Source organism: Streptomyces sp. NPDC059895 (assembly GCF_042731035.1).
GTDB lineage: Bacteria > Actinomycetota > Actinomycetes > Streptomycetales > Streptomycetaceae > Streptomyces.
Genome location: NZ_JBHWKO010000001.1, coordinates 295534 through 321708 on the forward strand (window position 1 = coordinate 295534; position 26175 = coordinate 321708).

Consider the following 26175-nt stretch of genomic DNA (forward strand, 5'->3'; position numbering starts at 1 on the left):
CGTGCGGTCGGCGGGGGGTCAGGGGGTGCTGTCGCCCCCGCACTCCGGGTCCGGTGCGGCGGGGGCCGGTCCCGTCAGGGCGGGTTCCGCGGCGCGGTCCGGGTCGAGGACCGGCCCGGTCGGCAGCAGCCGGAGCAGCGCGGGCGGCAGCCGCACCACGTCCGTGTCCGCGTAGGACAGCTGTCCGGCCACCGTCGCCGCGGAGAGCGGGTACTTGATGCCGTCGCCGGTGACCAGGTACCGGGCGCCGCTCGTGCCGGTTCCGGCGGCCGTGGGCATCGCCAGCACACCGCTGCCGGGGCGCACCCCGATCCGGTCGGGGGCGGGGCAGCCGGCGGCGACTCCCTGACGCGACACCACCGGCACCCCGGCCGCGTACGCGGCCGGCACCCGGACGAACGCCTGCCGGGGCGTGGCCCCGTCCGGGATGACCTTCAGGCACGGCACGGTTCCGGTGCGCGGCGCGAGGGCCTTCGGCGGCCGGGTGGGCAGCGCGGCCGCGTCCGTCGCCGTCCCGGCGTTCCCCGCCAGGTGCTGGGAGGCCTCGTCCGGCTGGAGGACGACGGCGGTCGCCTCCTGGCCGGCGTAGGCCTTCTCGCGGGTCCGCGGGTCGCCGCGCAGCAGTTGGAGTTCGGTGAGGGTCAGCGGCACCAGGCCCGCGCGGTCGAGCAGGTAGTACTGCTCGGCGGCACCGGGGGTCCGGACGACGAAGTACTGGCCGACACGGCTCTGCCGGCCGCCGAGCACGGGGCCCTTCGCGCCGCGGCCCGCGACCTCGGGCGGGGACAGGTCGGGCCCCGCCGGGACCGCGGCGAGGAAGGCCTCGTCGACCGCGAGCGGTTCGGTGGTGCCGTAGCCGAGCGACTGGAGCGCGCCGTGCGCCGTGTCCAGCCGCAGCCGGTTGCCGCGCCACAGGAGGTAGTCGGTGCTGCGCTCGCCGTCGCGCGCGGTGACCAGCAGGGCCTCGTCCGCGCCGAGGTCCTGGCCGCCGGACGGTGCGGTGCCGACGCCGAGCGTGGTGGTCGGTTCGCGGGTGCCGTCGCCCGCGGCGCGCGAGGTGGCGCACACCTGCCAGGCGGAGTCGGTGAGCTGGTCCGCGGCCGGCAGGGAGTCGGGGGCGCCGGGGATGCCGATGGGGGTGCCGCGGGGCACGTCGGCGAGGGTGGCGCGGGAGACCTGCCGGACGGTGCCGTCCTCGCCGGTGACGAGCTTGGCGGAGGCGTAGTTGACGACGGGGCGCAGGACGCCGTCACCGTACAGGTAGCGCGCTCCGGTCTCCTTCTCCACGATCAGGACGCCGGGTTGCCGCCAGGCGTCGGAGTCGCGGGGGAAGAGCAGCCCGACCACCGTGAAGCCGACGCAGAGCAGCACACCGATGAAGAAGCCGATGACGGCGCCCCGGCGGGTGCGGCTCATCGGGGTGTCCAGGGCGTCGGGATCGGCGGCGAGCATGCTGGAGGTGAGCCGGCCGACGGTGAACGAGTACGCCTGGACCTGGTCTCGTCTGGACTGCATGGCGGCTAGCTCCACATCTCGCGGAGCGCGGGCAGCACTCCGAGGTCGACCAGGACCGCGGGGAGCAGGGCGACGGCCGCCAGCGAGTGGAGCAGGTCGGCGGCCCTGCCCCAGTACGGGATGAACCTGCGGCCCGGCACGTGCCACGCGGCGACGACCAGGGCGGCGCAGGCCACGGTGGCGACGGCGAGCGCGACGCCCCGGGCGGCGGCCCCGCCGTGCCAGACGCCGGCGACCGGCAGCAGCAGTGCGCCGTAGCAGCCGGGCAGGACGACCGCGAGGTGCTGCCGGGCGCTCGTCATGCCGCGGCCGTGCAGCACCAGCAGCAGGCTGAGCACGCCGCCGAGGGTGTACGCCTCCCAGCCGGTGCCCGTCGAGAGCGCGGTGAGGCAGGCGGCGCACACGAGGCCGGCGGCCACGTACAGGGCGGTCATGTAGCGGTCGGCGACGGCGGTGCGGGTCAGGACGGCGCGGGCGGGCAGGGGGTCGATGCCCTCCTGGAGCTGGGTGGCGTTGGTCGGCAGCGGCGGCAGCCTGAGCCCGGACAGCCGGAAGGAGATGACGGGGATGAAGGTGCCGAGCAGCGCGGTGAGCGCCGCGATCGTCCCCGCGCTCTGCGACGGCCCGAGGCCCGCGGTCAGACCGATGACGCCGGCGGCGGCACCGAGCAGGCAGACCAGCACCACGGCGGCGAACAGGGCGGCCGCCGCGGCGGCCGCGGAGACGGCGAGCACCGCGCCGCCGGCCGCCGCGGTGGCCGCGGCGAGCAGCCGCGCGCCAAGGAGTGCGGGGCCCTGGGGGCCGTGCGGCACCAGCCAGCCCGCCAGTGCGAAGAACGGTACGGCGAGCGCGCCGAGCACCGTCCCGACGACCGCGTCCCCCATGGCGCGGGAGGCGGCGAACGCGCCGAGCAGCAGCAGGACGCCCATCCCCATGGCGACCGCCGACTGGATGCCGGGCGCGGGCAGGCCGGCGAGGACGGTGAAGGCGGCGGCGAGCGCGGCCGCGGCCAGGCCGAGGAGGAGCCGGCGGGTGAAATCGGGCCGCCAGTGGTCGGCCCGGTCGCCCATGCCGGTGGAGACACCGTCGATGAGGTCGTCGAAGTGGACGGGCGGGAGCTGCTCGCGCCGGGGCCTGAGATGGACGGTCTCCCCGTCGCGCAGGCCGAGTTCGGCCGGGGTGGCGTCCTCGTCGAGCGCGGGCGAGCCGAGCCGCTGGAGCACCCAGCCGCCGTGCTCCAGACCGCTCTCGTCGAGGCTGGTGCCGTCGGGTGCCGCGTGGCTCACGAGCGCCGGCATGAGGTCGGCGAGCGGAAGGTCGGAGGGAACGGCTATGTCGATGACGCGCTCGGGGGCGTGCACCACGAGCCGAGTGAGTTCGGCGACGATGACGCTGGCGTTGGCTGTGCTCACGCGACGCTTTCCGTTCCCGGTCTGGCCGACGGGCTGGACTCCGGCGGCTGGGCTTGTGACGGACGACTTCTGACGGACGACTTCTGACGGACGGGCTTCTGACGGACGGGCTTCTGACGGACGGGCTTCTGACGGACGGGCTTCTGACGGACGACTTCTGACGGACGACTTCTGACGGACGACTTCTGACGGACGGGCTTCCGGCAAGCAGGCAGCTTCCGGCCGGCGGACCTGTGACTGACGGACACGCTTGCGGTGGGCGGGCTTCCGGCCGGCGGGCCTCCGGCTGACGGACGGCCTTCGAGGGACCGCCCCCGACGGACGGGGCCCGTCGGCCGGTCGGACCCCCCGGCCCGTCACCGGTCCGCCGGAACCAGAAGCTAGCAACGGCTCCCCGCTCGCCCCCGCGCCTGCGGGGTTCCGTGCCTCATCGGTCCCTTGTCCGGGTCTGAAAGTGCGGCAACCCGCCCGCGCACGGCCCCCCGGCACCCGCCGGAGCCGGAGACTGCGATCACTCCCCTACATGCCGTGCGCACCGCACCGCCCGGCCGCCCCGCTCTCCGGCGGCGACGCCCGGCCGCCGGGATCACCGCACCGGAGAACACCGCACCGGAGAAAGCCGAACCGAGAGGACCCGCGTGAGTCTCCTACTGTTCCGCCGCCCGCCACGCCGGCCGGGTCCCGAGGCACCGGCCGGCCAGCTGGAGCTCCAGGAACCGCCCGTCCTCCCCGAGCGGCAGAGCGGTCTGTCCGCCGTGTTCACCTACCTGCCGATGGCCGTGATGTCCCTCGGCATGGTGCTGCTCTTCGTCCGCCCGGGCAGCACCGGCAGCGGCACCGGCGGCAGCACCACGTACACGTACCTGATGGGCGGCATCCTGCTGGTCTCCACCGTGGCGATGCTCGTCGGGCAGCTCGTGCGCGCCGCGAGCGAACGCAAGCAGCGCGTCAGCGGCGACCGCCGGGACTACCTGCGGTACCTGTCGCAGAACCGGCGCCGGGTCCGGGAGGTCGTGGTACGCCAGCGCGACGTGCACGCCTGGCGCAACCCCGACCCGGCCGCCCTGTGGTCGGTGGTGCGCACCACCCGGCTGTGGGAGCGCCGGGCCGGGCACGGCGACTTCGGGGAGGTGCGGCTCGCGGTCGGCGAACAGCGGCTCGGCCTGCGCCTGGCACCCCTGCAGACCAAGCCCGTCGAGGACCTGGAACCGCTCGCCGCGCACGCCCTGCGCCGCTTCATCCGCGCCTACACCTCCGTCGCCGACCAGCCCATCGCCGTCCACCTGCGCGGCTACGAACGGGTGCAGCTGCGCGGTGACACCGACGCGGCCCGCGCCATGGTCCGTGCCGTCCTCGGGCAGCTCGCCGTCTTCCACGCCCCCGAGGAGCTGCGCGTCGCGGTCTGCGCGGGCGACGCGGAACTCGCCCACTGGGAGTGGGCCAAGTGGCTGCCGCACGCCCAGCACGCCACCACGGCGGACGGGGCCGGGCAGCGGCGGCTGATCACGCGCACGACGGCGGAGCTTGAGGAACTCCTCGGTGAGGACTTCACCGCCCGGTCCCGCTTCGACCCCCAGGCCGCGCCCGCCCTGGAGGAGCCGTTCACCGTGGTCCTGCTCGACGAGGCCGAGGTGTCAGCCAACTCCCGCCTCGCCGGGGGCGGTTACCGCAACTGTGTGGTGATCGACGTCAGCGGCTGCCTGCCCTGGGAGAGCGGGCCGCACATCCTCGGCCTCGACGTCACCGCCGGCCTGCTGCGGATGGTCGGCCAGGACCGCAACGGCCGCGAGACCACCTCGCCGCTCGGCCGCCCCGACGCCCTCAGCCCGGTCCGCACCCGGTCCCTGGCCCGGCTGCTCGCCCCGTACCGGATGAGCGTGGCCTCCGAGATCACCGAGCCGCTCACCACCGACTTCGACCTCACCGCCCTGCTCGGCGTCCCCGACCTGCACACCTACGACGTCTCCCGGCTGTGGCAGCACCGCGGCCCCGGCGAGAGCGACCATCTGCGGGTGCCCATCGGCATCGCCGCCGACGGCTCGCCCGTGGAACTCGACATCAAGGAGTCCGCGCAGAACGGCATGGGGCCGCACGGCATGCTCATCGGCGCCACCGGCTCCGGCAAGAGCGAACTGCTGCGCACCCTCGTCTCCGCCCTCGCGCTGACCCATACCTCCGAAGTGCTCAACCTGGTGCTGGTGGACTTCAAGGGCGGCGCCACCTTCCTCGGCCTCGAACGCCTCCCGCACACCTCCGCCGTGATCACCAACCTCGCCGACGAGGCCGCCCTGGTCACCCGTATGCGCGACGCCGTGCACGGCGAACTGATCCGCCGGCAGGAGCTGCTGCGCGCCGCCGGCAACTACAGCTCCCTGCTGGAGTACGAGCGGGCCCGCCTGGCCGGGGCCCTCCTCGACCCCCTGCCCTCCCTCCTCGTGGTCGTCGACGAGTTCAGCGAACTGCTCGCCGCGCACCGTGACTTCATCGACCTGTTCGTCATGATCGGCCGGCTCGGGCGCAGTCTCGGCGTCCACCTGCTGCTGGCCTCGCAGCGGCTCGACGAGGGCCGGGTGCACCAGCTGGAGAGCCATCTCTCCTACCGCATCGGTCTGCGCACGTTCTCCGCGATGGAGAGCCGCGGCGTCCTCGGCGTGCCCGACGCCCACCAGCTGCCCTCCGCGCCGGGCAACGGCTACCTCAAGAGCGACCAGGCCACCCTCACCCGCTTCAAGGCCGCCTACGTCTCCGGCCCCTACCGGGCCAAGCGCCAGTCGGCGCAGACGGCCGTCGGCACCGGGGCCGTGGTGCGCTACGACGCCGGATACGTCCTGCCCGCCCACCCCGCCCCGGCGCCTCAGGCACCGGCCCCGGAACCGGACCGGTCCGAGGAGGAGACCGAGAGCCTGCTCCAGGTCGCCGTCGGCCGGCTGCACGACCTGCCGGGCGCCCGGCCCGCCCACCGCATCTGGCTGCCCCCGCTGTCCACCCCGCCCAGCCTCGACGAACTCCTCGCCGCGGAACCGCACCTGGTCACCACCCCGTACGACAACTACACCGCCGTACGGCCGGACGGCGGCGGCCTGCGCGTGCCCGTCGGCGTCGTCGACCGACCCTTCGAGCAGCGCCGCGACCCGCTGGTCGCCGACCTCGGCGGCGCCGGCGGCCACGTGGGTGTCGCGGGCGGACCGCAGAGCGGCAAGAGCACCCTGCTGCGCACCCTGATCACCGCGCTCGCCGTCACCCACACCCCGCGCGAGGTGCAGTTCTACTGCCTGGACTTCGGCGGCGGCAGCCTCACCGCGCTCACCGGACTGCCGCACGTCGGCTCCGTCACCGGCCGCGTCGACGTGGAACGCATCAACCGCACCGTCGGTGAGATCACCTCCCTGCTGGCGCGCCGGGAGACGGCGTTCGCCGCCCACGGCGTCGACTCCATGGCCGGCTACCGCCGCCGGCGCGCCGCCGGCGAGTTCACCGACGACCCCTACGGCGACGTCTTCCTGGTCATCGACGGCTGGTCCATCCTGCGCCAGGACTTCTACGACCTGAGCCAGACCGTCATCCAGCTCGCCGCGCGCGGCCTGAACTACGGCATCCACCTCATGGTCGCCTCGCCCCGCTGGGCCGACATCCAGCCCGCGCTGCGCGACCAGATCGCCAGCAAGTTCGAGCTGCGCCTGGGAGACGCGGTCGACTCGGTCGTCGGCATGCGCAAGGCCCAGGAGGTCCCCCGGATCGCGGGCCGCGGCCTGACCGAGGACCAGTACCACTTCCTCACCGCGCTGCCCCGCGTCGACGGCAGCGGCACCCCCGCCGACCTCACCGAGGGCACCCAGGCCCTGGTCGGCGCGGTCCGCGAGGCGTGGGACGGCCCGGCCGCGCCGCCCGTGCGGATGCTGCCCGCGACGGTCACCCCGCGCGACCTGCCGCCCGCCGAGGGGATCCGCGTCCCGCTCGGCGTCGAGGAGAACGAACTCGCCCCGTTCTGGCACGACTTCGACACCCACCCGCACCTGATCGTGGTCGGCGACACGGAGAGCGGCAAGACCAACCTGCTGCGGCACGTAGCCCGGTCGATAGTCCGTCACCACACCGCTGACGAGGCCCTCTTCGCCATGGTCGACCTGCGCCGCGAGCTCTACGACGCGGTGCCCGAGGACTACCGCCTCAGCTACGCGGTGTCCCTCGACGCGGTCCGCGAGATGATCGGCGCGGCGGCGGCCGCCATGCGGCCCCGCGTGCCGGGCCCCGAGATCACCCCCGAGCGGATGCGGACCCGCGACTGGTGGCACGGGCCGCAGGTCTTCCTCCTCATCGACGACTACGACCTGGTCAGCGGCAACGGCTATGGCGCCGGCCCGTTCGACCCGATCCTCGAACACCTCGCCCAGGGCGCCGAGACGGGCCTGCACCTGATCGTCGCCCGGTCGGCGGGCGGCGCCGGGCGCGCCATGGGCGACCCGCTGCTGCGCCGTCTGATCGAGGCCAACACACCGAGCGTGCTGCTGTCCTGCCCGCCGTCGGAGGGCATCCTGTTCGGCGATGTGAAGCCCCGCGAGTTCCCGCCGGGCCGCGGCCTGTGGATCTCCCGGAGGCGCACCACCCAGGTGCAGACCGTGCTGCTGGAGGAGTAGGGGCCGGGCCGGCGCGACAGGCCGGAAGCACGCGGGAGCCGGGGCACAGGGTGCCCCGGCTCCCGCGTCACGGTCCCCGGCCCCGAAGCCGCTCTCCCGCCTCTTCAGCCGCGATTGCCCGGTTGCCAGCCACGGGCCCGCCCGCGTGGCACCACCACCCCCAGGACGGCGGCGAGCACGGCGACCGACGCCGATCCCCCGACCACCCCCCAGGCGGCCAGCGGCGACACGGCTTCGGGCCGCTCCGGCACACGGTACGAACCGCCGTCGCCGTCCCCCGTGCCCTCGCCGTCCCCCGTGCCCTCGCCGTCCCCCGTGCCCTCGCCGTCCCCCGTGCCCTCGCCGTCCCCCGTGCCCTCGCCGTCCCCCGTCCCCTTCCCGTCTCCTCCACCGGCCCGTGCGACGGGCCCGGACGACGCCCCCGGTGCGACACCGGAGACCGCCTCCGCCGGGTCGACCAGTCCGTACCCGGCCAGCGGATCGGGCACCGGCCCGGCGGAGCGCACCGCCGTGGCCCGCAGCCGCGCGGCGACGGCCTCGGCGGACAGCGCCGGATCGTGCGCACGCACCAGCGCCGCCGCCCCGGCCACGAACGCCGCCGCCACCGTGTCCCCGCCGCCGGTGAAGTGCCCGCCGCCGGGGCCGACGCTCAGCACCCGGTCCCCGGGCGCCACCAGGTCCGGCGGCGACGGCAGTGCCGTGCGGCCGGAGGGGTAGGGGCCGCCGTCCACCCCGACGGACGCCACGCCGACGACGCCGGGCAGGGCCGCCGGATAGGCGGGCGCGCCGCCGCGCTGTCCGCCGGCGGCCGGGGCGACGACCACCACGTCCCGCTTCGCGGCCGTCTCCACGGCCCGCTCCAGCCGCTTGCTCGACGCGCCGTAGGCCACCGACACCAGCACCACGTCACAGCCGCCCCGGACCGCGGCCTCGATGCCCGCGGCGATCGCGTCCGCGTCCGTGGCACCCTCGGCCGTCGTCGCGCGCACCCCGAACACCCGGGCGTGCGGGGCGACTCCCGTGAACCCGGTCCCCTCCCGCCGCGCTCCGGCGACGAGGGCCGCGGTGAAGGTGCCGTGACCCACGCAGTCCCGTTTCCCGTCCCCCGAGGCGCGGCCCTTCAGCACGGCGGTCCCGGTGTCCACGCCGGTGTCCACGACGCCGACGGTGACGCCGTCGCCCAGGCTCAGTTCCTGCGCCCGGCGCAGCCCGAGCAGCTGCTGCGCCCACGGGACGGGCGTCACCGCCTTCTTCGACGCGGGCGTGCACCCGGCGTCCGCGTCCACCTGCTCCGGCATCATCGGCAGCGCGTCCGAGGCCGGCGGACCCAGCGGGACGGCGGCCCGGGCCCCCGCCGTTCCCCCCGCGACCAGTACCGCCGTGCACCCGACGGCGACTCCGATGCCCTGTCTCCACTTGCGCACGTCCTCACGCCCTCCGTGTCCTCACCGCCGAACGGCCCCGTGCCGCTCGCGTTCGTTCGATGCGGCCGGCGGTGCATAAGTTCGGCCCGGTGCGGGGAGGGCAGAGGTCACCGCGTCATATGCGGACGCCGGTATTCCTGGAAGCCGCCCGCCGGCCACCTCCCCGTCATCTCGTCCCCGCAGGGTGTCCCCATGCAGTTGCAGTTGCCGCACCACATCGGCCGCTACCGGCTGGAGAAGCCGTTGGGCTCCGGCGCCTTCGGAACCGTCTGGAGGGCCCACGACGACTCGCTGGACGCTCCCGTCGCCATCAAGGTCATGGCCGACAACTGGGCCCAGCGGCTGGATCTGCGGGAACGTTTCCTTGCGGAGGCCCGGATGCTGCGGCAGGCCGCGTCCCCGCGCGTGGTGCAGGTCCACGACATCGGTGAACTCCCGGACGAGCGGCCGTACTTCGTCATGGAGTACGCGGACGGCGGCACCCTGGAGGACCGGCTGGCGGACGGCCCGCTGCCGGTGGACGAGGGGCTGCGGCTGGCGGCGGAGGCCGCCCGCGCGGTGGCCGTGCTGCACGAGGCCGGGATCCTGCACCGTGACGTCAAACCGTCGAACATGCTGATCCGCTCCGAACTCGGCGCGCGGCGCAGCCGGCTGCTCGTCGCCGACCTCGGACTCGCCAAGAGCCTCGCCCACGCGTCGGGGCTCACCATGACCGCGGGGTCGGCCGGCTACATGGCTCCCGAACAGGCCGAGCCGGGCGGCGGCATCGACGAGCGGGCCGACGTCTACGGGCTGGGCGCCCTCGCCTACCACCTCCTCACCGGTGCCGTCCCCGCCGCCCCCGGGAAGGTCGTCCCGCCCGGCCGGCTCCGCACGGGGCTGCCGGGCCGCGCCGAGCGGGCGGTCCTGCGCGCCCTGGAGCCGGACCGGGCACGCCGCTGGCCGAGCGCGACCGCCTTCGCGGACGAACTCGACGCCCTCGCCGGGCAGTCGGCGGCCGCTCCGGCCGAGGGCGGTCCGGCCGAGGGCGGTCCGGCCGAGGGCGGGGTTCCCGGGACCGCGGAGCGCGGGCGCCGGTGGCCGGGCCGCCGAAGACGGCTCTTGCTCGGCGCGGGGGCGGCCGTGACGGCGGCCGGGCTGGCGGCCGGCTGGTTCGTCGTCGACGGCGCGGGGCACTCCTCGGGCACCCTGCCGCAGACGGGCGACCGGGAAGCCGCGGGGTACACCTCGGTCACCCCGTCCGTCCTGGCGGCCTCCCCGGGCTCCGCCGGTCCCACCTCCGCCGCACCGAGCGCCTCGCGGTCCGCCCGTTCGACGGCCCCCGCCGCCGACGGGACGCAGAGCGCCCGGACCGCGGGCGACACCCGGACCGTCGCGGCGGCGGCCGCCCCGTCGGCCTCGGCCTCCGCCACCCCGTCCGCCACACCGGAGTGGACGACGCTGTGCGTCCAGCCCGACCAGGAGCTCCGGTCCGGCGCCGCCTGGAGCACCAACCGGACCCGGATGGTGATGCGGGACGACGGCGCTCTGGTCATCTACGACGAGAACGACCGCGCCCGGTGGTCATCCGGCACCACGGGCAGCGGCAACAGGGCCTACCTCCAGGGCGACGGCAACCTCGTCGTGTTCGACGGGAACGGCACGCCGCTCTGGCACACCGGGACCCAGGGCCACGACGGGGCGATCCTCTGCCTGGGCGCCGACGGCAACGTCAACATCATCTACCAGGACCAGGCCATCTGGTCCGCCCACACGGGGCACTGATGCCGACCCGGCAGGCCCGTGCCGTCGCCGGGCCCGGGCCCGGGCCCGGGCCCGGCGGCTCGTCGGTGATGCTCATCGCGTCGGTTCTCCCTGTGCGGACGACGGCGGACACGGCGTCAGATACGGCGTCGGACACGGCGTCGGACACAGCGTCAGATGCGGCGGCGGACACGGCGGCGGACATGGCGTCAGATACGGCATCGGACACAGCGGCGGACACGGCGGCGACGGACGCCCGGCACGGCCCCGCAGCCCCGTCGGCGACTCCAGGAACACCCCGCGGCCCACGGGGCACGGCGGGCCGAGAGGGGCACCGAAAGGAACCGGGTTCTTCCCGTTCGTGCCCTCGGCGGGCCGTCCGGCGGGGGACGCGGACCGTCGTCCCGGCCGCCGCAACCGACCGGGCGCCCGCCGCGGGCGGCCACTGACACGCGACACCATGACATCCGTACCGGCACCACCAGTCACGTCACCAGGGAGACATCCGTGCTGCTCGCCGCCGACACCGAGACCCTCGCCGCGCGTGCGGCGGCAGGCGACCGGCAGGCCCTGGACGCCCTGCTCCAGGCGATCCGGCCGGAGGTGCTCCGGCGCTGCGGGCGGTTCCTGCCCTGCCGCGAGGACGCGGAGGAGGCCGCGCAGGACGTGCTGCTCCAGGTGGCCCGCAAGATCACCACGTTCCAGCAGCGCAGCCGGTTCAGCACCTGGCTGCACACCGTGGTCGCCAACTGCGCCCGCCAGAAGTACCGCGAGCTGAAGCGGCGGTCCGCCGAGCAGCCGCTGCCGGCGGAGGAGACCCACCGGGCGGATCCGCGCACCACAAGCGTGATCGCGGGCTCGCGCATCGACCTGCTGGAGGCGCTCGAACGCCTGGAACGGGACCATCCGGCACTGGTCGCGCCGCTGGTCTACCGGGACATCTGCCAGATGGAGTACGCCGAGATCGCCGACCGCACCGGCCTGCCCCTCGGCACGGTCAAGTCCCGCCTGCACAGCGCGCGTCAGTGCGTACGGCAGTGGCTGATGCCCGGCTTCTGACGGTCCCGGCGCGCCGCGGCTTCACGGTGTCAGGACCCGGCAAGGCGAGGGAAGAGGAGTTCGGCGTTGCCGCGGTCGACGGCGTGGAGCTGGTCGGGTTCCCAGTGCGGGTACTCGTCCAGTCCGCTGTCGAAACCGGTGGCCCACTCCTCGGGAAGCATGGGGAAGTCGCTGCCGTACAGGACGTGTCGGGGTGCGGCGAAGGCGAGCAGGGAGGGCAGGGCGGCCGGGCCGGCGGAGATGGCGGTGTCGAAGTAGAAGCGCCGAAGGTCGCTCAGCAGGCCTTCGGGGGTGAGGTGATCGGGGTGGAGCCGGGCGGCGACCGCGAAGCGGTGGGCGGCGTACGGCAGGAAGCCGCCGGCGTGGGGGAGGATCATCCTGATCCGGGGGTACCGCCCCGGCACACCGTTGAGCGCCAGGTGCAGGGCCGTGCGGGCCGTGTCGTACGGGAAGTCCACCAGGGGGCCGGGCAGGCCGGGGACCGGCGCGACCGGAGGCGCCGTGGGGTGGACGAGGACGACCGCGGCGCGGGCGTCCAGCTCGGCCCAGAGCGGCTCGAACGCCGGGTCGCCGAGGTAGCGGCCGTGCGCGTGGGAGAGGACCGTCAGTCCGTCGGCGTTCAGCTCGTCCAGCGCACGGGCGGCCTCGGCGAGCGCGGCGTCCACGTCGGGCAGGGGGAGGACGGCGAAGTGACCGAAGCGATCGGGCCGGTCCTTGACGACTTCGGCGGTGTAGTCGTTCACGCTCCGGGCGCCCGCGCGGGCTCCGGCGCGGTCGTCCGGGGCGGCGACGGGCGCGGGGAACGACAGCAGACCGGTGGCGATCGACCTGCGGTCCATCGCCGCGAGCGCGCCCTGGACGTCCCACGCGGGAGCTGGCCATCCCAGGGCCACGGCCCGCTCGGCCATCGCACGGCCGCGGTCCGGTGGGATCAGGTGCTGGTGCACGTCGATGCGCGCGGGGTCCGGCATGTCCGTCCGAGCCTCCTCGGAAGCGGCGTCCTACGGCCAGTGACGCACGCGCGGAGGACGCCGGCAACACGAGCAGGTGAAAGGGCGCGAGTACCCCGCGCATCGCCGCGACGGGCACGGCGTCACCTGAATGGCGGACTTCCACGCCATGTGAAAACCTGAAGGGACGGAGGACAAGTCACCGCGCGGGAACGACGGATGAGCTTTCGCAACGGAGATGATCCCGATGCCGAACGCCGAACCGAAGGCCACCCACGGAATGGTGGTGGTGGGCGAGGAGACGGTCTATCTGTCCCACATGCCCATGTTCATGGATCCCCACGCCGTTCAGTACCTTCTCGAAGTCACCCTGAAGAGCCCCACGGGTGACGCCCGGCAGATCTACGCCGATGACCGCCGCACGACGGGGACGGACGTCTACACACTGGCCCCCGAGCCGTTCCGCCTCTCCGATCTCGTCGCCCCGGCGGGACAGGAGCCCAAGCTCGTCTCGTTCACCGGAACGCTGTTCCGGGGTCATTTCGAGCGGGGCGGCACCGTCCTTCTCGACCCGGTGACCGTCGAGGTGCAACGCGTCGTCCATTTCCGGCACTTCGATCATGACGCGCCCCGGCCCGCGGGCCTGAACTACCTGGCCTTCGGGAAGGGAAGGGAGCTCTTCCTCGAGCACTGGATCACCAGGGCCCCGGACTTCGATCACCACATCGCGGTTCGGCACCTCCCAGGTGCCGCGGGCGATGTGCTCACCGACGACATGCTGCGAAAGGGCCCGCGGCTGGAGATCGCCGGAAGGGCGGACCGCCCGGAGGACAGACTGCACGAGAGCGACCAGGTGACCGTGCGGTTCCTGGACGGCGGACCGGCCGGCATCGATCTGCGGCTCGCGGTGGAGCGGGAGTTCTACGAAGAGGAAGGGGATCTGGCCACCGAGATGCACTCCCACTGACCGTATGCACTCCCAACTGACCGTCGTACGCCCGGCCCTCTCACCGGGAGCGGACATGAACATCGATGACATCTCCCACTGCGAGATCCACCCCACGGTCGGCATCGCCAGGCTGGGCGACAGCCCCGACGGTTCCTTCATCGGTCCGGAGGCCCCCGGTGTGCGGCCGCAACCCGAAGGCGGGTTCAGGGACACCGCCGGGCGGATGAAACGCCAGGCCGCCCGGTTCCGCCTGTACGCCTACGACCGGGCAGGTACCGTCCTGGGCGAACTCACCTCGGCCGACGCGCACATCACCTGGACCGTCGAGCCGGCCAACGCCAAGGGCGAGTGGTTCACGTTCACCGGCCGCTTCCAGGAATCCGCCGCACCCGCCGGCCGCCGCAACCGGCATGTCGATCCCGCCGATCCCTCCGCCCGGACACGGCTGGTGATCCGGCCCGGCCCCCGCAGCGTGACCGGTCCGCTCCAGGACGGCACGGACGCGCGCTTCGACACCGGAACCTTTCTGGACACCCCGGTGCCGCTGGGCGAACTGCGCACCGACGGCTCCGGCCGGCTGCTCGTCCTCGGCGGTTTCGGAAGATCCGCCTCGGTCGAGGCCGACAACCCGATCACCCACTTCGCCGACAACGATCACTGGTACGACGACATCTGTGACGGTCCGGTCAGCGCGACCGTACGCCTGGGCCCGCGGGATCGCCCGGTGCCGGTGACCTCCGCCTGGGTCGTGACGGCCCCTCCCGACTACGCGCCCCACACGCCGAGCCTGATCACTCTGTACGACGTCGCCTCGGAGGCCGCCCGCGCGGTGGGCGGACTGCCCGTTCCGCCGGAGGTCTCCTTCACCCGGGACATCTACCCGTTGCTCGCCCGGCCGGTCGGCTACGCATGGGTCAACGCCGTCGCGCGCAGGAGGCACGGCGCCGGGTGGAACTTCCTCACGCCCGACCGCCTCACCAAGCTGTCCTCGAACGCCGACGCCGACGCCAAGCACCGCCGGGCCGTCTTCGACCGCTTGCGTACGCCGAAGCCCGGACTCCTGGACATCGGCCAGGCCGACGCCTCGTTCATGCCCGTACTCGCCGGCGACGGCGGCGACCGGGACCCCGAGCGGCCGCAGACCTGGCTGACACTCCTGCCCGGCCAGTACGAACGGATGCGGCGCTGGGCCGTCGGTGACTTCCTGGCGGACTGGCCGGGCGCACCCGCCCCCGCGGTCCCGTTCGAGGCCATCGCGCCCGCGGACCAGCCGCACGCCCTGGTACGGGCCGCGTTGGAGGCGTGCAGCGGCGGGGGGTTCTTCCCGGGCATCGAGGTCACGTACATCGCCGACAACCCGGCCACCTGGGCCGCGCCGTTCCGGCTGCGCGAAGACCTGTTGGCCGGTGATGTCACCAAGTACATGGCCCTGCCCTGGCAGGCCGATTTCTACGCGTGCCACACCCACTGGTGGCCGGCTTCCCGCCCCGACGAAGTCCTTCCCGAGCCGGAGCACGACGCTCTCGTCCAGGTGGCGGCCGAAGCGTTCCGGGAGTGGGACCGCGGCGTCGGCGACGCCGACGACATGGTCGCGAAGTGGAGCACTCTCGGGTTCGTCGTCGCCCGTCCCGGTCCGGACGGCCGCGAGATCCTGGTCGAGACGGAGCGGACCGCCCCTGACCCCGGGTAGGCCGGGCCGGGGCCGGAGCGGTGCGTTGAGCGGCAGCGGGTCGAACAGCGGCGCGGGGGTGCGGCGCTGCGACGTTGTGGTAGCCGGTGGCGGCCCCGCCGGATGCGTGGCCGCGCTGAGCCTCGCCCGGGCCGGGGCGAGGGTCGTCATCGTCACCCCGGCGGTCTCGGCCGGCTGGAGGGTCGGGGAGAGTCTCGCTCCCCCTGCCCGCCCGCTGCTGGAGCGCCTGGGAGTGCTCGACCGCGTCGCCGCCGACGGACACGCGCCCTGGCACGGCAACCTGGCCGCCTGGGGCGGGGACGCGCTCGGCATCGCGCCCTTCCCGTCCGGGCCGTACGGCGAGGGCTGGCACCTGGACCGGGCCCGGTTCGACGCCTGCCTCCTCCAGGCGGCCCTGGCCGGTGGTGCCCGCCGGCACACCGGGCTCGTCCGCGGCGTCCAACGGCGGCCGGACCGTTGGCAGGTCATCACGGGGGACGGCAGTGTGCTGGAGGCCGGGTATCTCGTCGACGCCACCGGCCGGGCGGCGCGGCCGGCCCGCCGGGCCGGGGCGGCGCTGATCCGCTCCGACCATCTGATCGCGGTCGCCGGGCTGTTGGGCCCGCCGACGGCGGGGGCGGCGGAGCCGGAGCGGACGTCGCTGGTGGAGTCCACCCACTGGGGCTGGTGGTACACCGCTCCCCTGCCCGGTGGTGAGCGGATCGTGATGGCCATGACCGATGCCGACCTCGTCACCGGCCTTCGCCTGCTCGATCCGGACGTGTGGTGGGCCCGGGTGCGGCTCACCGGTCACCTCCGGGACCGCACCGCCCGTTGGAAGGAACCACCCCGGCGACTGCGGGTGCTGGCCGCCGGCTCCGCCTGCGCGAGCCCGGCGGCCGGACCGGGCTGGGCGGCTGTCGGTGACGCCGCCACCGCGACCGACCCCTTGGCCGCCCGGGGGATCGTCACCGCGCTGGCCACCGGCTCGGTCGCGGCACAGGCGATCCTGGCCGACCGGGCCGGTGAGACCGGCGCTCTGGACGCCTACGCCCGGCGCATCGCAGCCGTACACGCCGAGTACCTGAACACACGGGTCGCCCAGTACCGACGCGAACGACGCTGGGACACGCCGTTCTGGCGCCGTCGGCGCTGAGGCCGCGAAAAAACCTCACGGAACGTTTCCGCAGGTCACAGGTTGCTGGTGGGGCGGGTGGGACTCGAACCCACGGCCGGCGGATTATGAGTCCGCTGCTCTAACCGGCTGAGCTACCGCCCCATAGCGGCGTGTCGCGTACATGTGTGCGCGCCGTCTGCCGCAGCATAGCCGCTCATACGATCTCACGCTCCGTCTGGTCCGACGTCGCACGACCATGAGGACCCCACCACGACCTGCGTGGTTCCCTCCGGCGTGGAACCGACATGAAAAAGGACCCCTGTGGGGTCCTCGATCACGATGCTCCCCCGACTGGACTCGAACCAGTAACCTGCCGGTTAACAGCCGGCTGCTCTGCCAATTGAGCTACGGAGGACCGAGCTCCCCCGACTGGACTCGAACCAGTAACCTGCCGGTTAACAGCCGGCTGCTCTGCCAATTGAGCTACGGAGGAATGCCTCGTTGCATCGAACGCACCTGCCTGGGTATTCGCCAGGGGGCGGGCGCTCGCTGCGACACATACATTAGCGCAAGCAGGGGGGTGCTCCGCCAATCGGTTCGCCCCGACACCGATGCCGCGCCAAGTGACCTACACGAGGGAAGGGTGGCCGTCATGCGCTACCGGCTCACATTCGTCGTCGGACTCGCCCTGGGTTACGTGCTGGGCACGAAGGCCGGGCGGGAGCGCTACGAGCAGCTGAAGAAATCCGCCCGGCGGATCTCGCAGAACCCCGCCGTGCGCAACACCGCGGAGACGGCGGCGCAGCAGGGCCGTCAGTTCGCGGGCAGGGCCTACCACGTGGTGAGTGACAAGGTCGGGGACCGGATGCCCGACTCGGTCGCGGACCGGGTGCGGTCCCTGCGGGAACGCTCCGCCCAGAGCGACGGGGCGGACGACTGGGGCACCAGCAACACGTAGGGACGCCGGAGCCGACACGGCCACCCCCCGCGGTGCGGCAGAATTTTCGCCATGGGGATAGTCGCCGGGTTGGACAGTTCGCCCGATTTCACTCGTATCGTCGTCTGCGACACGGACACGGGCGCCGTGCTCAGGCAGGGATTTGCGCCGCATCCGGTCGACAACGCCGAGGGCGGCGGCCGGCCCAGCGATGTCGACCCCCAGGCCTGGCTGCTCTCCCTCGGGGAGGCGGCCGGCGGCGGACTGCTCGAAGGCGTGCAGGCCATCGGGGTGTCCTCGCAGCAGAACGCGGTCGTGCCGCTGGACGCGCAGGGCAACACCGTCCGGCCGGCGATGGTCGGCGGCGACAAGCGGGCGCAGGTCGCGGCGGCCGACCTGGTCGACGCGCTCGGGGGGCGCGAGCCCTGGGCGCAGGCGGTGGGATGCGTGCCGCAGGCCGCGCAGCCGGTGACCAAGCTGCGGTGGCTGGCGAAGAACGAGCCCGACGCGGCGGGGCGCACGGCCGTGCTGCTGCAGGCCCACGACTGGCTGGTGTGGCAGTTGCTCGGGCGGCCCGTGCGGCGGACCACCGACCGGGGCGGGGCCTCCGGGACGGGCTACTGGTCGGCCGCGACCGGCGGCTACCGGCCCGATCTGGTCGAGCTGGCGCTCGGCCACCAGGTCATGCTGCCCGAGGTGATCGGCCCCTCCGACGCGGCCGGTACCACCCCGGAGGGCCTGCTGATCTCCGCCGGGACCGGCGAGACCATGGCCGCCGCGCTCGGGCTCGGCATCGGACGGGGCGACGCGGTCGTCTCCCTCGGGGCCTCCGGGTCCGTCATGGCCGTGCACCCCGAGGCGCTCGTCGACCAGAGCGGGATGATCACCTCCCTGGCGGACGCGACGGGCATGCACCTGCCGGTCGTCACCACCCTGAACGCCGTACGGACCCTGCGCGGGGCCGCCGAGCTGCTCGGGGTGCCGGATCTGGAGACCCTGTCCGACCTGGCGATGAAGTCGACGCCCGGGTCGCACGGGCTGGTGCTCCTGCCCTACCTGGAGGGCGAGCGCACACCGAACCTGCCGCACACGGCCGGCACGCTGGCGGGGCTGCGGCGGGAGTCGATGAAGCCGGAGCACTTCGCGCGGGCCGCCTTCGAGGGCATGCTGTGCGGGCTCGCGGACGCGCTCGACGTGCTGCGCGGACGGGGCGTGGAGGTCCGGCGGATCTTCCTGCTCGGCGCGGCGGCCGAACTGCCGGCCGTGCAGGCGGCGGCGCCCGCGCTGTTCGGCGCGCAGGTCGTCGTACCGCAGCCCGCCGACTACGCGGCGATCGGGGCGGCGCGGCAGGCCGCCTGGGCGCTCGGCGTGTCGCAGGGCACCCTCGATCCGCGGACGCCGCCGGCCTGGCAGGGCCCGGCGGCACAGGTCCGGGACCCGGGCGAGGAACTGGCCGTCGGGCAGGCGGTGCGGCAGCAGTTCGTGTCGGTGCGGGAGCAGACGCACCCGAGCGCGTTCCGCTAGACGACAGGGCCTGGCGGCCCGGACCGTGGAAGACGCGTCGTCCGAAAGACACGCCATAGCACGCCGTCCCCGGGTTAATCAGTTGAGGTAACGCGGGTGGAGTGTTCGACGATGGGGGCCACGGGCAACCAACGCCCCTACCGCCGACTCCGAGAGACACAGCGTGCTCATACGACTTCTGCGGACCTATCTCAGGCCCTACAGGAAACCCATCGCCCTGCTGGTGCTGCTGCAGTTCCTGCAGACCTGCGCCACCCTCTACCTGCCCACCCTGAACGCCGACATCATCGACACCGGCGTCGTCAACGGTGACACCGGATACATCCTGTCCTACGGCGGCCTGATGATCGGCATCTCGCTGGCGCAGGTCGTGTGCAACATCGGCGCCGTGTACTACGGCGCGCGGACGGCGTCGGCGCTCGGCCGGGACGTCCGGGCCGCCGTCTTCGACCGGGTGCAGTCCTTCTCCGCCCGCGAGGTGAGCCAGTTCGGCGCGCCCTCGCTGATCACGCGGACCACCAACGACGTCCAGCAGATCCAGATGCTGGCGCTGATGACGTTCACCCTGATGGTGTCGGCGCCCATCATGTGCGTGGGCGGCATCGTCATGGCGCTCGGTCTGGACGTGCCGCTCTCCGGCGTCCTGGTCGCCGTGGTGCCCGTGCTGGGCATCTGCGTGACGCTGATCGTGCGGCGGCTGCGGCCGCTGTTCCGGTCCATGCAGACCCGGCTCGACACGGTGAACCGGGTGCTGCGCGAGCAGATCACCGGCAACCGCGTCATCCGCGCGTTCGTCCGCGACGAGTACGAGGAGCAGCGCTTCCGGACGGCCAACGCCGACCTCACCGACATCTCGCTGCGGGCCGGCAACCTGCTCGCGCTGATGTTCCCGGTGGTCATGACGACGGTGAACGTGTCGTCGATCGCCGTGGTCTGGTTCGGCGCCCACCGCATCGACAGCGGCCGTATGGAGATCGGTGATCTGACCGCCTTCCTCGCCTACCTCATGCAGATCGTGATGTCCGTGATGATGGCCACCTTCATGTTCATGATGGTGCCGCGCGCGGAGGTGTGCGCCGAGCGCGTCCAGGAGGTGCTGGACACCGAGTCGAGCGTGGTGCCGCCGGTGGCGCCGGTGCGCGAGCTGCGCCGGCACGGGCATCTGGAGATCCGGGGCACGGGCTTCCGCTACCCGGGTGCCGAGGAGCCCGTGCTGAAGGCCGTCGACCTGGTCGCGCGCCCCGGTGAGACGACCGCCGTGATCGGCTCCACCGGCAGCGGCAAGTCCACGCTGCTCGGGCTGGTCCCCCGGCTGTTCGACGCCACCGACGGCGAGGTCCTCGTCGACGGGGTGCCGGTGGCCGACATCGACCCCGAGGTACTGGCACGGACCGTCGGACTCGTACCGCAGAAGCCGTACCTGTTCGCGGGGACCGTCGCCACCAACCTCCGCTACGGCAATCCCGACGCCAGTGACGAGGAGCTGTGGCACGCGCTGGAGGTGGCGCAGGCCGAGGCGTTCGTGCGCGGGCTCGACGGCGGGCTCGACTTCCCCATCGCCCAGGGGGGCACGAACGTCTCCGGTGGTCAGCGGCAGCGGCTCGCCATCGCCCGCACCCTCGTGCAGCGCCCGGAGATCTACCTCTTCGACGACTCCTTCTCGGCGCTCGACTACGCCACCGACGCGGCCCTGCGCGCGGCGCTCGGGCGGGAGACCGCCGAGGCGACCGTCGTCATCGTCGCCCAGCGCGTGGCGACCATCCGCGACGCCGACCGGATCGTCGTCCTCGACGAGGGCCGGGTCGTCGGCACCGGCACGCACCACGAGCTGATGGCGGACAACGAGACCTACCGGGAGATCGTGCTCTCCCAGCTGACGGAAGCGGAGGCCGCCTGATGGCCGGGCCCATGGGGCGGATGATGGCCGGCACCGGCCCCGACAACCAGTCGCTGGACTTCAAGGTGTCGGGGCGGCGGCTGCTCGCCCAGTTCAAGCCGGAACGGCTCACCCTCTACGCGATGCTGCTCTGTGTGGTGGTGAGCGTCGGGCTGAACGTGGTGGGTCCGAAGATCCTCGGCGAGGCCACCGACCTGGTCTTCTCCGGCATCGTCGGGCGCGGGATGCCGGAGGGTGCGAGCAAGGAGCAGGTCCTCGACTCGATGCGGCAGCGCGGCGAGGGCCAGGTCGCCGACATGCTCAGGAGCACGGACTTCACCCCGGGCCAGGGCATCGACTTCGGGGCCGTCGGCAACGTCCTGCTGTTCGCGCTCGGGGTGTTCCTCGTCGCCGGTCTGCTCATGGCGGTGGCGACACGGCTGGTCAACCGGGCCGTCAACCGGACGATGTACCGGATGCGGGAGGACGTGCAGACGAAGCTGTCGCGGCTGCCGCTGTCGTACTTCGACAAGCGGCAGCGCGGCGAGGTGCTGTCCCGGGCGACCAACGACATCGACAACATCGGGCAGACCCTCCAGCAGTCGCTGGGCCAGCTCGTCAACTCGCTGCTGACGATCGTCGGCGTGCTGGCGATGATGTTCTGGGTGTCGTGGATCCTCGCGCTGGTCGCGCTGGTCACCGTGCCGCTGTCGGCGCTCGTCGCCGCGAAGGTCGGCAAGCGGTCGCAGCCGCACTTCGTGCAGCAGTGGCGCTCCACCGGCAAGCTGAACGCGCACATCGAGGAGATGTACACCGGCCACACGCTGGTGAAGGTGTTCGGCCGGCAGGAGGAGTCGGCGCGGCAGTTCGCCGAGCAGAACGACGCGCTGTACGAGGCCGGGTTCAAGGCGCAGTTCAACAGCGGGATCATGCAGCCGCTGATGTTCTTCGTGTCGAACATCAACTACGTGCTGGTGGCCGTCGTCGGCGGTCTGCGGGTCGCGTCCGGCTCGCTGTCCATCGGTGACGTGCAGGCGTTCATCCAGTACTCGCGCCAGTTCTCGATGCCGCTGACGCAGGTCGCGTCGATGGCGAACCTGGTGCAGTCGGGTGTCGCCTCCGCCGAGCGGATCTTCGAGCTGCTGGACGCGGAGGAGCAGCAGCCCGACCCGGTGGCGGGCGTGCGGCCCGAGGAACTGCGCGGGCGGGTGGCGCTGGAGCGCGCCTCCTTCCGCTACGACCCCGACAAGCCGCTGATCGAGGACCTGTCGCTGGTCGTGGAGCCCGGCCACACGGTGGCCATCGTCGGCCCCACGGGGGCGGGCAAGACCACCCTGGTCAACCTGCTGATGCGGTTCTACGACGTGTCCGGCGGGCGCATCACCCTCGACGGCGTCGACATCGCGCGGATGTCCCGGGACGAGCTGCGCGCCGGGATCGGCATGGTGCTCCAGGACACCTGGCTGTTCGGCGGCACCATCGCGGAGAACATCGCCTACGGGGCGTCCGGGGAGGTCGGCCGGGGCGCGATCGAGGAGGCGGCCCGGGCGGCGCACGCCGACCGGTTCATCCGCACCCTGCCCGACGGGTACGACACCGTGATCGACGACGAGGGCAGCGGGGTCAGCGCCGGTGAGAAGCAGCTGATCACCATCGCGCGGGCGTTCCTGTCCGACCCGGTGATCCTGGTCCTGGACGAGGCGACGAGTTCCGTCGACACGCGGACCGAGGTGCTGATCCAGAAGGCGATGGCGAAGCTGGCGCACGGGCGGACGTCGTTCGTGATCGCGCACCGGCTGTCGACGATCCGGGACGCCGACACGATCCTCGTCATGGAGAACGGGTCGATCGTGGAACAGGGGGCGCACACCGACCTGCTGGCGGCGGACGGGGCCTACGCCCGGCTGTACAAGGCGCAGTTCGCGGAGGCGGTGGCCGAGGTCGACTAGGCCCCCTCGGCCCAGGGACGGCCGGCCGGGCAGGGGGGCCGCCCTCAGGGGCGGCCCCGCTTCGGGCCCGGCTCAGTCCAGGTAGCCCCTCAGCTGGTCCGCGAAGGCGTGGTCCCTGAGCCTGTTGAGGGTCTTCGACTCGATCTGCCGTATCCGCTCCCTCGTCACACCGAAGATGCGGCCGATCTCCTCCAGGGTGCGCGGGCGGCCGTCGGCCAGGCCGTAGCGGAGCTGGACGACCTTGCGCTCGCGCTCCCCGAGGGTCGACAGGACGGCCTCCAGGTGCTCCCTGAGCAGCAGGAACGCCGCCGACTCGACGGGGCTCGCCGCGTCGCCGTCCTCGATGAGGTCGCCGAGGGCCACGTCGTCCTCCTCGCCGACCGGGGCGTGCAGGGAGACCGGCTCCTGGGCGAGGCGGAGGACCTCGCCGACGCGCTCCGGCGGCAGGTCCAGGTGGGCGGCGACCTCGGCGGCGGTCGGCTCGTAGCCGCGTTCCTGGAGCATCCGGCGCTGGACGCGGACCACCCGGTTGATCAGCTCGACCACGTGGACCGGGACGCGGATGGTGCGGGCCTGGTCGGCCAGCGCCCGGGACATGGCCTGCCGGATCCACCAGGTGGCGTACGTGGAGAACTTGTAGCCGCGGGCGTAGTCGAACTTCTCGACCGCCCGGATCAGGCCGAGGTTGCCCTCCTGGACCAGGTCGAGCATGGTCAGACCGCGGCCGACGTACCGTTTCGCCACCGACACGACCAGACGCAGGTTGGCCTCGATGAGGCGGCGCTTGGCCATGCGGCCCATGACGACCAGCCGGTCGAGGTCGAGGGCGAGCTCGCTGTCCAGGTCGGGGGTGGTGCCCAGCTTCTCCTCGGCGAACAGGCCGGCCTCGACGCGGCGGGCGAGTTCGACCTCCTCGGCGGCGGTGAGCAGCGGGATCCGGCCGATCTCCCGCAGGTACTGGCGGAACAGGTCCGAGGACGGTGCGGCCGTCCCGTCCGCCCGGGGGGCGGGCGCCCCGTCGGGCTCGGGGGCCTCGCGCAGCGCCTCGGCGGGCGGGCCCTCCGGCTCCGTGTCGGGCTCGGGCACCGCGCCGGCCTCCGCCGCGGCGTCCGGCGCCGTCTCCGGGTGGTGCACGGCACGGTGCTGCGGCGGGACCGCGACCAGGACGTCCGTCTCGGTGTCCGGTTCCGTGCCGTCGGTACGCGTGTCGGTGTGGGTGAGGGTCCGGGTCTGCACGGGGGCGACCTCCAGGATGTCCGCTGCCGAGAGGTGCGGCAGCGCTGCTTCGAGGGCGGAACGGGCGGCCTCGCCGCTGTCCGTCCCGTACGCGATGAGCGGAACCGCGGGGGTGTGGGACCCGCTGGGGACGGATCGGCCGCGCTCCGAGGACTCAGGCACCGGAACCCAGTGTGGGGTACGACACATCGCCGCCACGAGGGGCGTGCGGTGACTTTTTGCCTGCGGTCCGTGACGGTGCGGTGACCGTGCCGGTCACGGGGGTCCGGGCGGGTCTAGAGCGCGGCGGCGCCGTGGGCGCGTAGGGCCTGGTCGTACTGCTGGAGGACCCACAGTTCGTTCTGCACGGCGGCCAGGTGGGCCGGGTCGCCGCCCGCGGCGAGGCGGGCGAGCTGGGACTGGACGTCGCGGACCCGGCGTTCGACGGCGCGGCGGCGGACCTGGACCAGCACCGTGCCCGCGTACAGGTCGTCGACCGCGCGCCGCATGATCGGCTCCACGGCCAGCTCGGTGACCATGGCGCGGACGGTGTCGTCGGGGGCCGCGTCGCGGACCCGGACCAGGTACTCCTGTCCGTCCGGTACGCCGTACTCGGCGCCGCCCGCGTCGAGGATCGCCTGGCGTACGGCGGCGTAGGGGGCGGCGGTGAACTCGTCGATGCCGTACGCGTCGAAGGCCGGGGAGACCAGCTCGGGGCGCTGGAGGGCGAGTTTGAGCAGTTCGCGTTCGGTGGCGTAGACGGGGTTGCGCAGGGTGAGGGCGGGGCCGCTGGTGGCGGGCCGGGGGGCGGCCTCGTACGGCTGGGCGGGGCCGCCGCGGGCGGGCGCGGGGGCCTTGCCGCCGCGCTCGCGGGCCCAGCGGGCCAGCTGGGCGACGCGCTTGACGACGAACTGCGTGTCGAGGATGCCGAGCATGCCGGCGAGCTGCACGGCGACCTCGTGCTGGGCGCCGCTGTTCTTGATGCGGGCGACGACCGGGGCGGCCTCGTCGAGCGCGGCGGCGCGGCCGGCGGGGGTGTCGAGGTCGTAGCGGGAGACGATCTGGCGCAGCGCGAACTCGAACAGCGGGGTGCGGGGTTCGACCAGGTCGGCGACCGCGTCGTCGCCCTTGGCCAGGCGCAGGTCGCAGGGGTCCATGCCGTCGGGCGCGACGGCGATGTACGTCTCGGCGGCGAACTTCTGGTCGTCCTCGAAGGCGCGCAGGGCCGCCTTCTGGCCGGCCGCGTCGCCGTCGAAGGTGAAGATGACCCGCGCGCTGCCGTTGTCCATCAGCAGCCGGCGCAGGATCTTGATGTGGTCGCCGCCGAAGGCCGTGCCGCAGGTGGCGATGGCGGTGGTGACGCCGGCGAGGTGGCAGGCCATGACGTCGGTGTAGCCCTCGACGACGACCGCGCGGGACGCCTTGGCGATGTCCTTCTTCGCGAGGTCGATGCCGTAGAGGACCTGCGACTTCTTGTAGATCGCCGTGTCGGGGGTGTTGAGGTACTTGGGGCCGGTGTCGGCCTCGTACAGCTTGCGGGCGCCGAAGCCGACGACCTCGCCGCCGATGTCCCGGATGGGCCACATCAGCCGGCCGCGGAAGCGGTCGATGGGGCCGCGGCGGCCCTCCTGGGCGAGCCCGGACAGGAGCAGTTCCTTGTCGGTGAAGCCCTTGCCGCGCAGGTAGCGGGTGAGGTGGTCCCAGCCCTGGGGGCTGTAGCCGACGCCGAAGTGGACGGCGGCGGCCTGGTCGAAGCCGCGCTCGGCGAGGAAGACGCGGCCGGTGTCGGCCTCGGGGCTGACCGCGAGCTGTTCCGCGTACCACTCGGCGGCGACCTTGTGGGCCTCGACCAGGCGGATGCGCTCGCCGCGCTGGTGGGAGGGGTTGTAGCCGCCCTCCTCGTACCGCAGGGTGATGCCGGCCTGGGCGGCGAGGCGCTCGACGGCCTCGGAGAAGGTGAGGTGGTCGACCTTCATCACGAACGTGATGGTGTCGCCGCCCTCCTGGCAGCCGAAGCAGTGGAAGAGTCCCTTGCTGGGGCTGACCTGGAAGGACGGCGACTTCTCGTCGTGGAAGGGGCACAGTCCCTTGAGGTTGCCGCCGCCCGCGTTGCGCAGCTGGAGGTACTCGGACACCACGGCGTCGATCGGGACCGCGTCCCGAACCGCCTTCACGTCCTCGTCGTTGATCCGTCCTGCCACG

The 26175-nt window shown here is 73.4% G+C and carries 16 protein-coding genes and 3 tRNA genes; 10 read left to right on the forward strand and 9 right to left on the reverse strand.

All coding sequences use genetic code 11. From position 1 onward, the window contains the following. Positions 1-18 precede the first annotated feature (18 nt). Together eccB and eccD are read right to left on the reverse strand one after the other, a co-directional pair. Positions 19-1515, reverse strand: coding sequence for a type VII secretion protein EccB (gene eccB / locus ACFV9M_RS01270; protein ID WP_385073463.1), 1497 nt, complete (start codon positions 1513-1515; stop codon positions 19-21). A gap of 5 nt (positions 1516-1520) precedes the next feature. Next, entirely contained in the window at positions 1521-2927 is a 1407-nt protein-coding gene (eccD, locus tag ACFV9M_RS01275; protein ID WP_385073460.1) for a type VII secretion integral membrane protein EccD, read from the reverse strand. A gap of 638 nt (positions 2928-3565) precedes the next feature. Here eccD and eccCa point away from each other — a divergent pair. Further along, complete coding sequence (eccCa, locus tag ACFV9M_RS01280; RefSeq protein WP_385102301.1) at positions 3566-7561, forward strand: type VII secretion protein EccCa; 3996 nt, start codon at positions 3566-3568, stop codon at positions 7559-7561. 104 nt (positions 7562-7665) lie between these two features. Here the strand turns inward: eccCa and ACFV9M_RS01285 are convergent, their stop codons facing one another. Then, the gene (locus ACFV9M_RS01285; RefSeq protein WP_385069815.1) at positions 7666-8985 is read right to left on the reverse strand and encodes a S8 family serine peptidase; all 1320 of its coding nucleotides are present in this window, start codon (positions 8983-8985) and stop codon (positions 7666-7668) included. A 192-nt stretch (positions 8986-9177) separates the two neighbouring features. Here ACFV9M_RS01285 and ACFV9M_RS01290 point away from each other — a divergent pair, with 192 nt between their 5' ends. Then, entirely contained in the window at positions 9178-10749 is a 1572-nt protein-coding gene (locus ACFV9M_RS01290) for a protein kinase (protein ID WP_385069813.1), read from the forward strand. 486 nt (positions 10750-11235) lie between these two features. After that, the gene (locus ACFV9M_RS01295; protein WP_385069811.1) at positions 11236-11787 is read left to right on the forward strand and encodes an RNA polymerase sigma factor; all 552 of its coding nucleotides are present in this window, start codon (positions 11236-11238) and stop codon (positions 11785-11787) included. Positions 11788-11816: 29 nt separating this feature from the next. Here the strand turns inward: ACFV9M_RS01295 and ACFV9M_RS01300 are convergent, their stop codons facing one another. Beyond that, positions 11817-12758: an amidohydrolase family protein gene (locus ACFV9M_RS01300; RefSeq protein ID WP_385069810.1), complete on the reverse strand. Its 942-nt coding sequence runs from the start codon at positions 12756-12758 to the stop codon at positions 11817-11819. Positions 12759-12984: 226 nt separating this feature from the next. Here ACFV9M_RS01300 and ACFV9M_RS01305 point away from each other — a divergent pair, with 226 nt between their 5' ends. The 3 genes from ACFV9M_RS01305 to ACFV9M_RS01315 all read left to right on the forward strand — a co-directional run bounded on the left by ACFV9M_RS01305 (position 12985) and on the right by ACFV9M_RS01315 (position 16511). Then, positions 12985-13704, forward strand: a complete 720-nt coding sequence (locus tag ACFV9M_RS01305; RefSeq protein WP_385069808.1) for a hypothetical protein — start codon at positions 12985-12987, stop codon at positions 13702-13704. A gap of 55 nt (positions 13705-13759) precedes the next feature. After that, positions 13760-15376, forward strand: coding sequence for a LodA/GoxA family CTQ-dependent oxidase (locus ACFV9M_RS01310; protein ID WP_385069807.1), 1617 nt, complete (start codon positions 13760-13762; stop codon positions 15374-15376). 76 nt (positions 15377-15452) lie between these two features. Continuing rightward, positions 15453-16511: an NAD(P)/FAD-dependent oxidoreductase gene (locus ACFV9M_RS01315; RefSeq protein WP_385102310.1), complete on the forward strand. Its 1059-nt coding sequence runs from the start codon at positions 15453-15455 to the stop codon at positions 16509-16511. Positions 16512-16557: 46 nt separating this feature from the next. Here ACFV9M_RS01315 and ACFV9M_RS01320 read toward each other — a convergent pair. The 3 genes from ACFV9M_RS01320 to ACFV9M_RS01330 all read right to left on the reverse strand — a co-directional run bounded on the left by ACFV9M_RS01320 (position 16558) and on the right by ACFV9M_RS01330 (position 16965). Then, positions 16558-16634, reverse strand: a tRNA-Ile gene (locus tag ACFV9M_RS01320). Between the two features lie 180 nt (positions 16635-16814). Further along, positions 16815-16887: transfer RNA gene (locus tag ACFV9M_RS01325), tRNA-Asn, on the reverse strand. 5 nt (positions 16888-16892) lie between these two features. Continuing rightward, a tRNA-Asn gene (locus ACFV9M_RS01330) sits at positions 16893-16965 on the reverse strand. A 159-nt stretch (positions 16966-17124) separates the two neighbouring features. Between ACFV9M_RS01330 and ACFV9M_RS01335 the strand changes: the two genes are divergently transcribed. The 4 genes from ACFV9M_RS01335 (at position 17125) to ACFV9M_RS01350 (ending at position 22758) form a co-directional block, all read left to right on the forward strand. After that, complete coding sequence (locus ACFV9M_RS01335; RefSeq protein ID WP_385069805.1) at positions 17125-17430, forward strand: YtxH domain-containing protein; 306 nt, start codon at positions 17125-17127, stop codon at positions 17428-17430. 51 nt (positions 17431-17481) lie between these two features. Further along, positions 17482-18933, forward strand: a complete 1452-nt coding sequence (locus tag ACFV9M_RS01340; protein WP_385069804.1) for an FGGY-family carbohydrate kinase — start codon at positions 17482-17484, stop codon at positions 18931-18933. Between the two features lie 163 nt (positions 18934-19096). Beyond that, positions 19097-20830, forward strand: a complete 1734-nt coding sequence (locus tag ACFV9M_RS01345; RefSeq protein ID WP_385069803.1) for an ABC transporter ATP-binding protein — start codon at positions 19097-19099, stop codon at positions 20828-20830. Continuing rightward, the gene (locus ACFV9M_RS01350; RefSeq protein WP_385069801.1) at positions 20830-22758 is read left to right on the forward strand and encodes an ABC transporter ATP-binding protein; all 1929 of its coding nucleotides are present in this window, start codon (positions 20830-20832) and stop codon (positions 22756-22758) included. The genes ACFV9M_RS01345 and ACFV9M_RS01350 overlap by 1 nt, the downstream gene beginning before the upstream one ends. A gap of 72 nt (positions 22759-22830) precedes the next feature. Here ACFV9M_RS01350 and ACFV9M_RS01355 read toward each other — a convergent pair whose 3' ends face one another. Further along, on the reverse strand, positions 22831-24156 hold the full coding sequence (locus ACFV9M_RS01355; RefSeq protein ID WP_385069800.1) for a sigma-70 family RNA polymerase sigma factor: 1326 nt from the start codon (positions 24154-24156) through the stop codon (positions 22831-22833). 113 nt (positions 24157-24269) lie between these two features. Beyond that, positions 24270-26174 (reverse strand): DNA primase, encoded by a 1905-nt coding sequence (dnaG, locus tag ACFV9M_RS01360; RefSeq protein WP_385069799.1) that lies wholly within the window; start codon positions 26172-26174, stop codon positions 24270-24272. Position 26175: the final 1 nt, after the last annotated feature.

What these genes read in the sequence shown, in the direction of transcription:
- eccB (WP_385073463.1), bottom strand. Translation starts at nt 1,515, where the DNA reads ATGCAGTCCAGACGAGACCAGGTCCAGGCGTACTCGTTCACCGTCGGC.
- ACFV9M_RS01290 (WP_385069813.1), top strand. Translation starts at nt 9,178, where the DNA reads ATGCAGTTGCAGTTGCCGCACCACATCGGCCGCTACCGGCTGGAGAAG.
- ACFV9M_RS01300 (WP_385069810.1), bottom strand. Translation starts at nt 12,758, where the DNA reads ATGCCGGACCCCGCGCGCATCGACGTGCACCAGCACCTGATCCCACCG.
- ACFV9M_RS01305 (WP_385069808.1), top strand. Translation starts at nt 12,985, where the DNA reads ATGCCGAACGCCGAACCGAAGGCCACCCACGGAATGGTGGTGGTGGGC.
- ACFV9M_RS01310 (WP_385069807.1), top strand. Translation starts at nt 13,760, where the DNA reads ATGAACATCGATGACATCTCCCACTGCGAGATCCACCCCACGGTCGGC.
- ACFV9M_RS01335 (WP_385069805.1), top strand. Translation starts at nt 17,125, where the DNA reads ATGCGCTACCGGCTCACATTCGTCGTCGGACTCGCCCTGGGTTACGTG.
- ACFV9M_RS01340 (WP_385069804.1), top strand. Translation starts at nt 17,482, where the DNA reads ATGGGGATAGTCGCCGGGTTGGACAGTTCGCCCGATTTCACTCGTATC.
- ACFV9M_RS01350 (WP_385069801.1), top strand. Translation starts at nt 20,830, where the DNA reads ATGGCCGGGCCCATGGGGCGGATGATGGCCGGCACCGGCCCCGACAAC.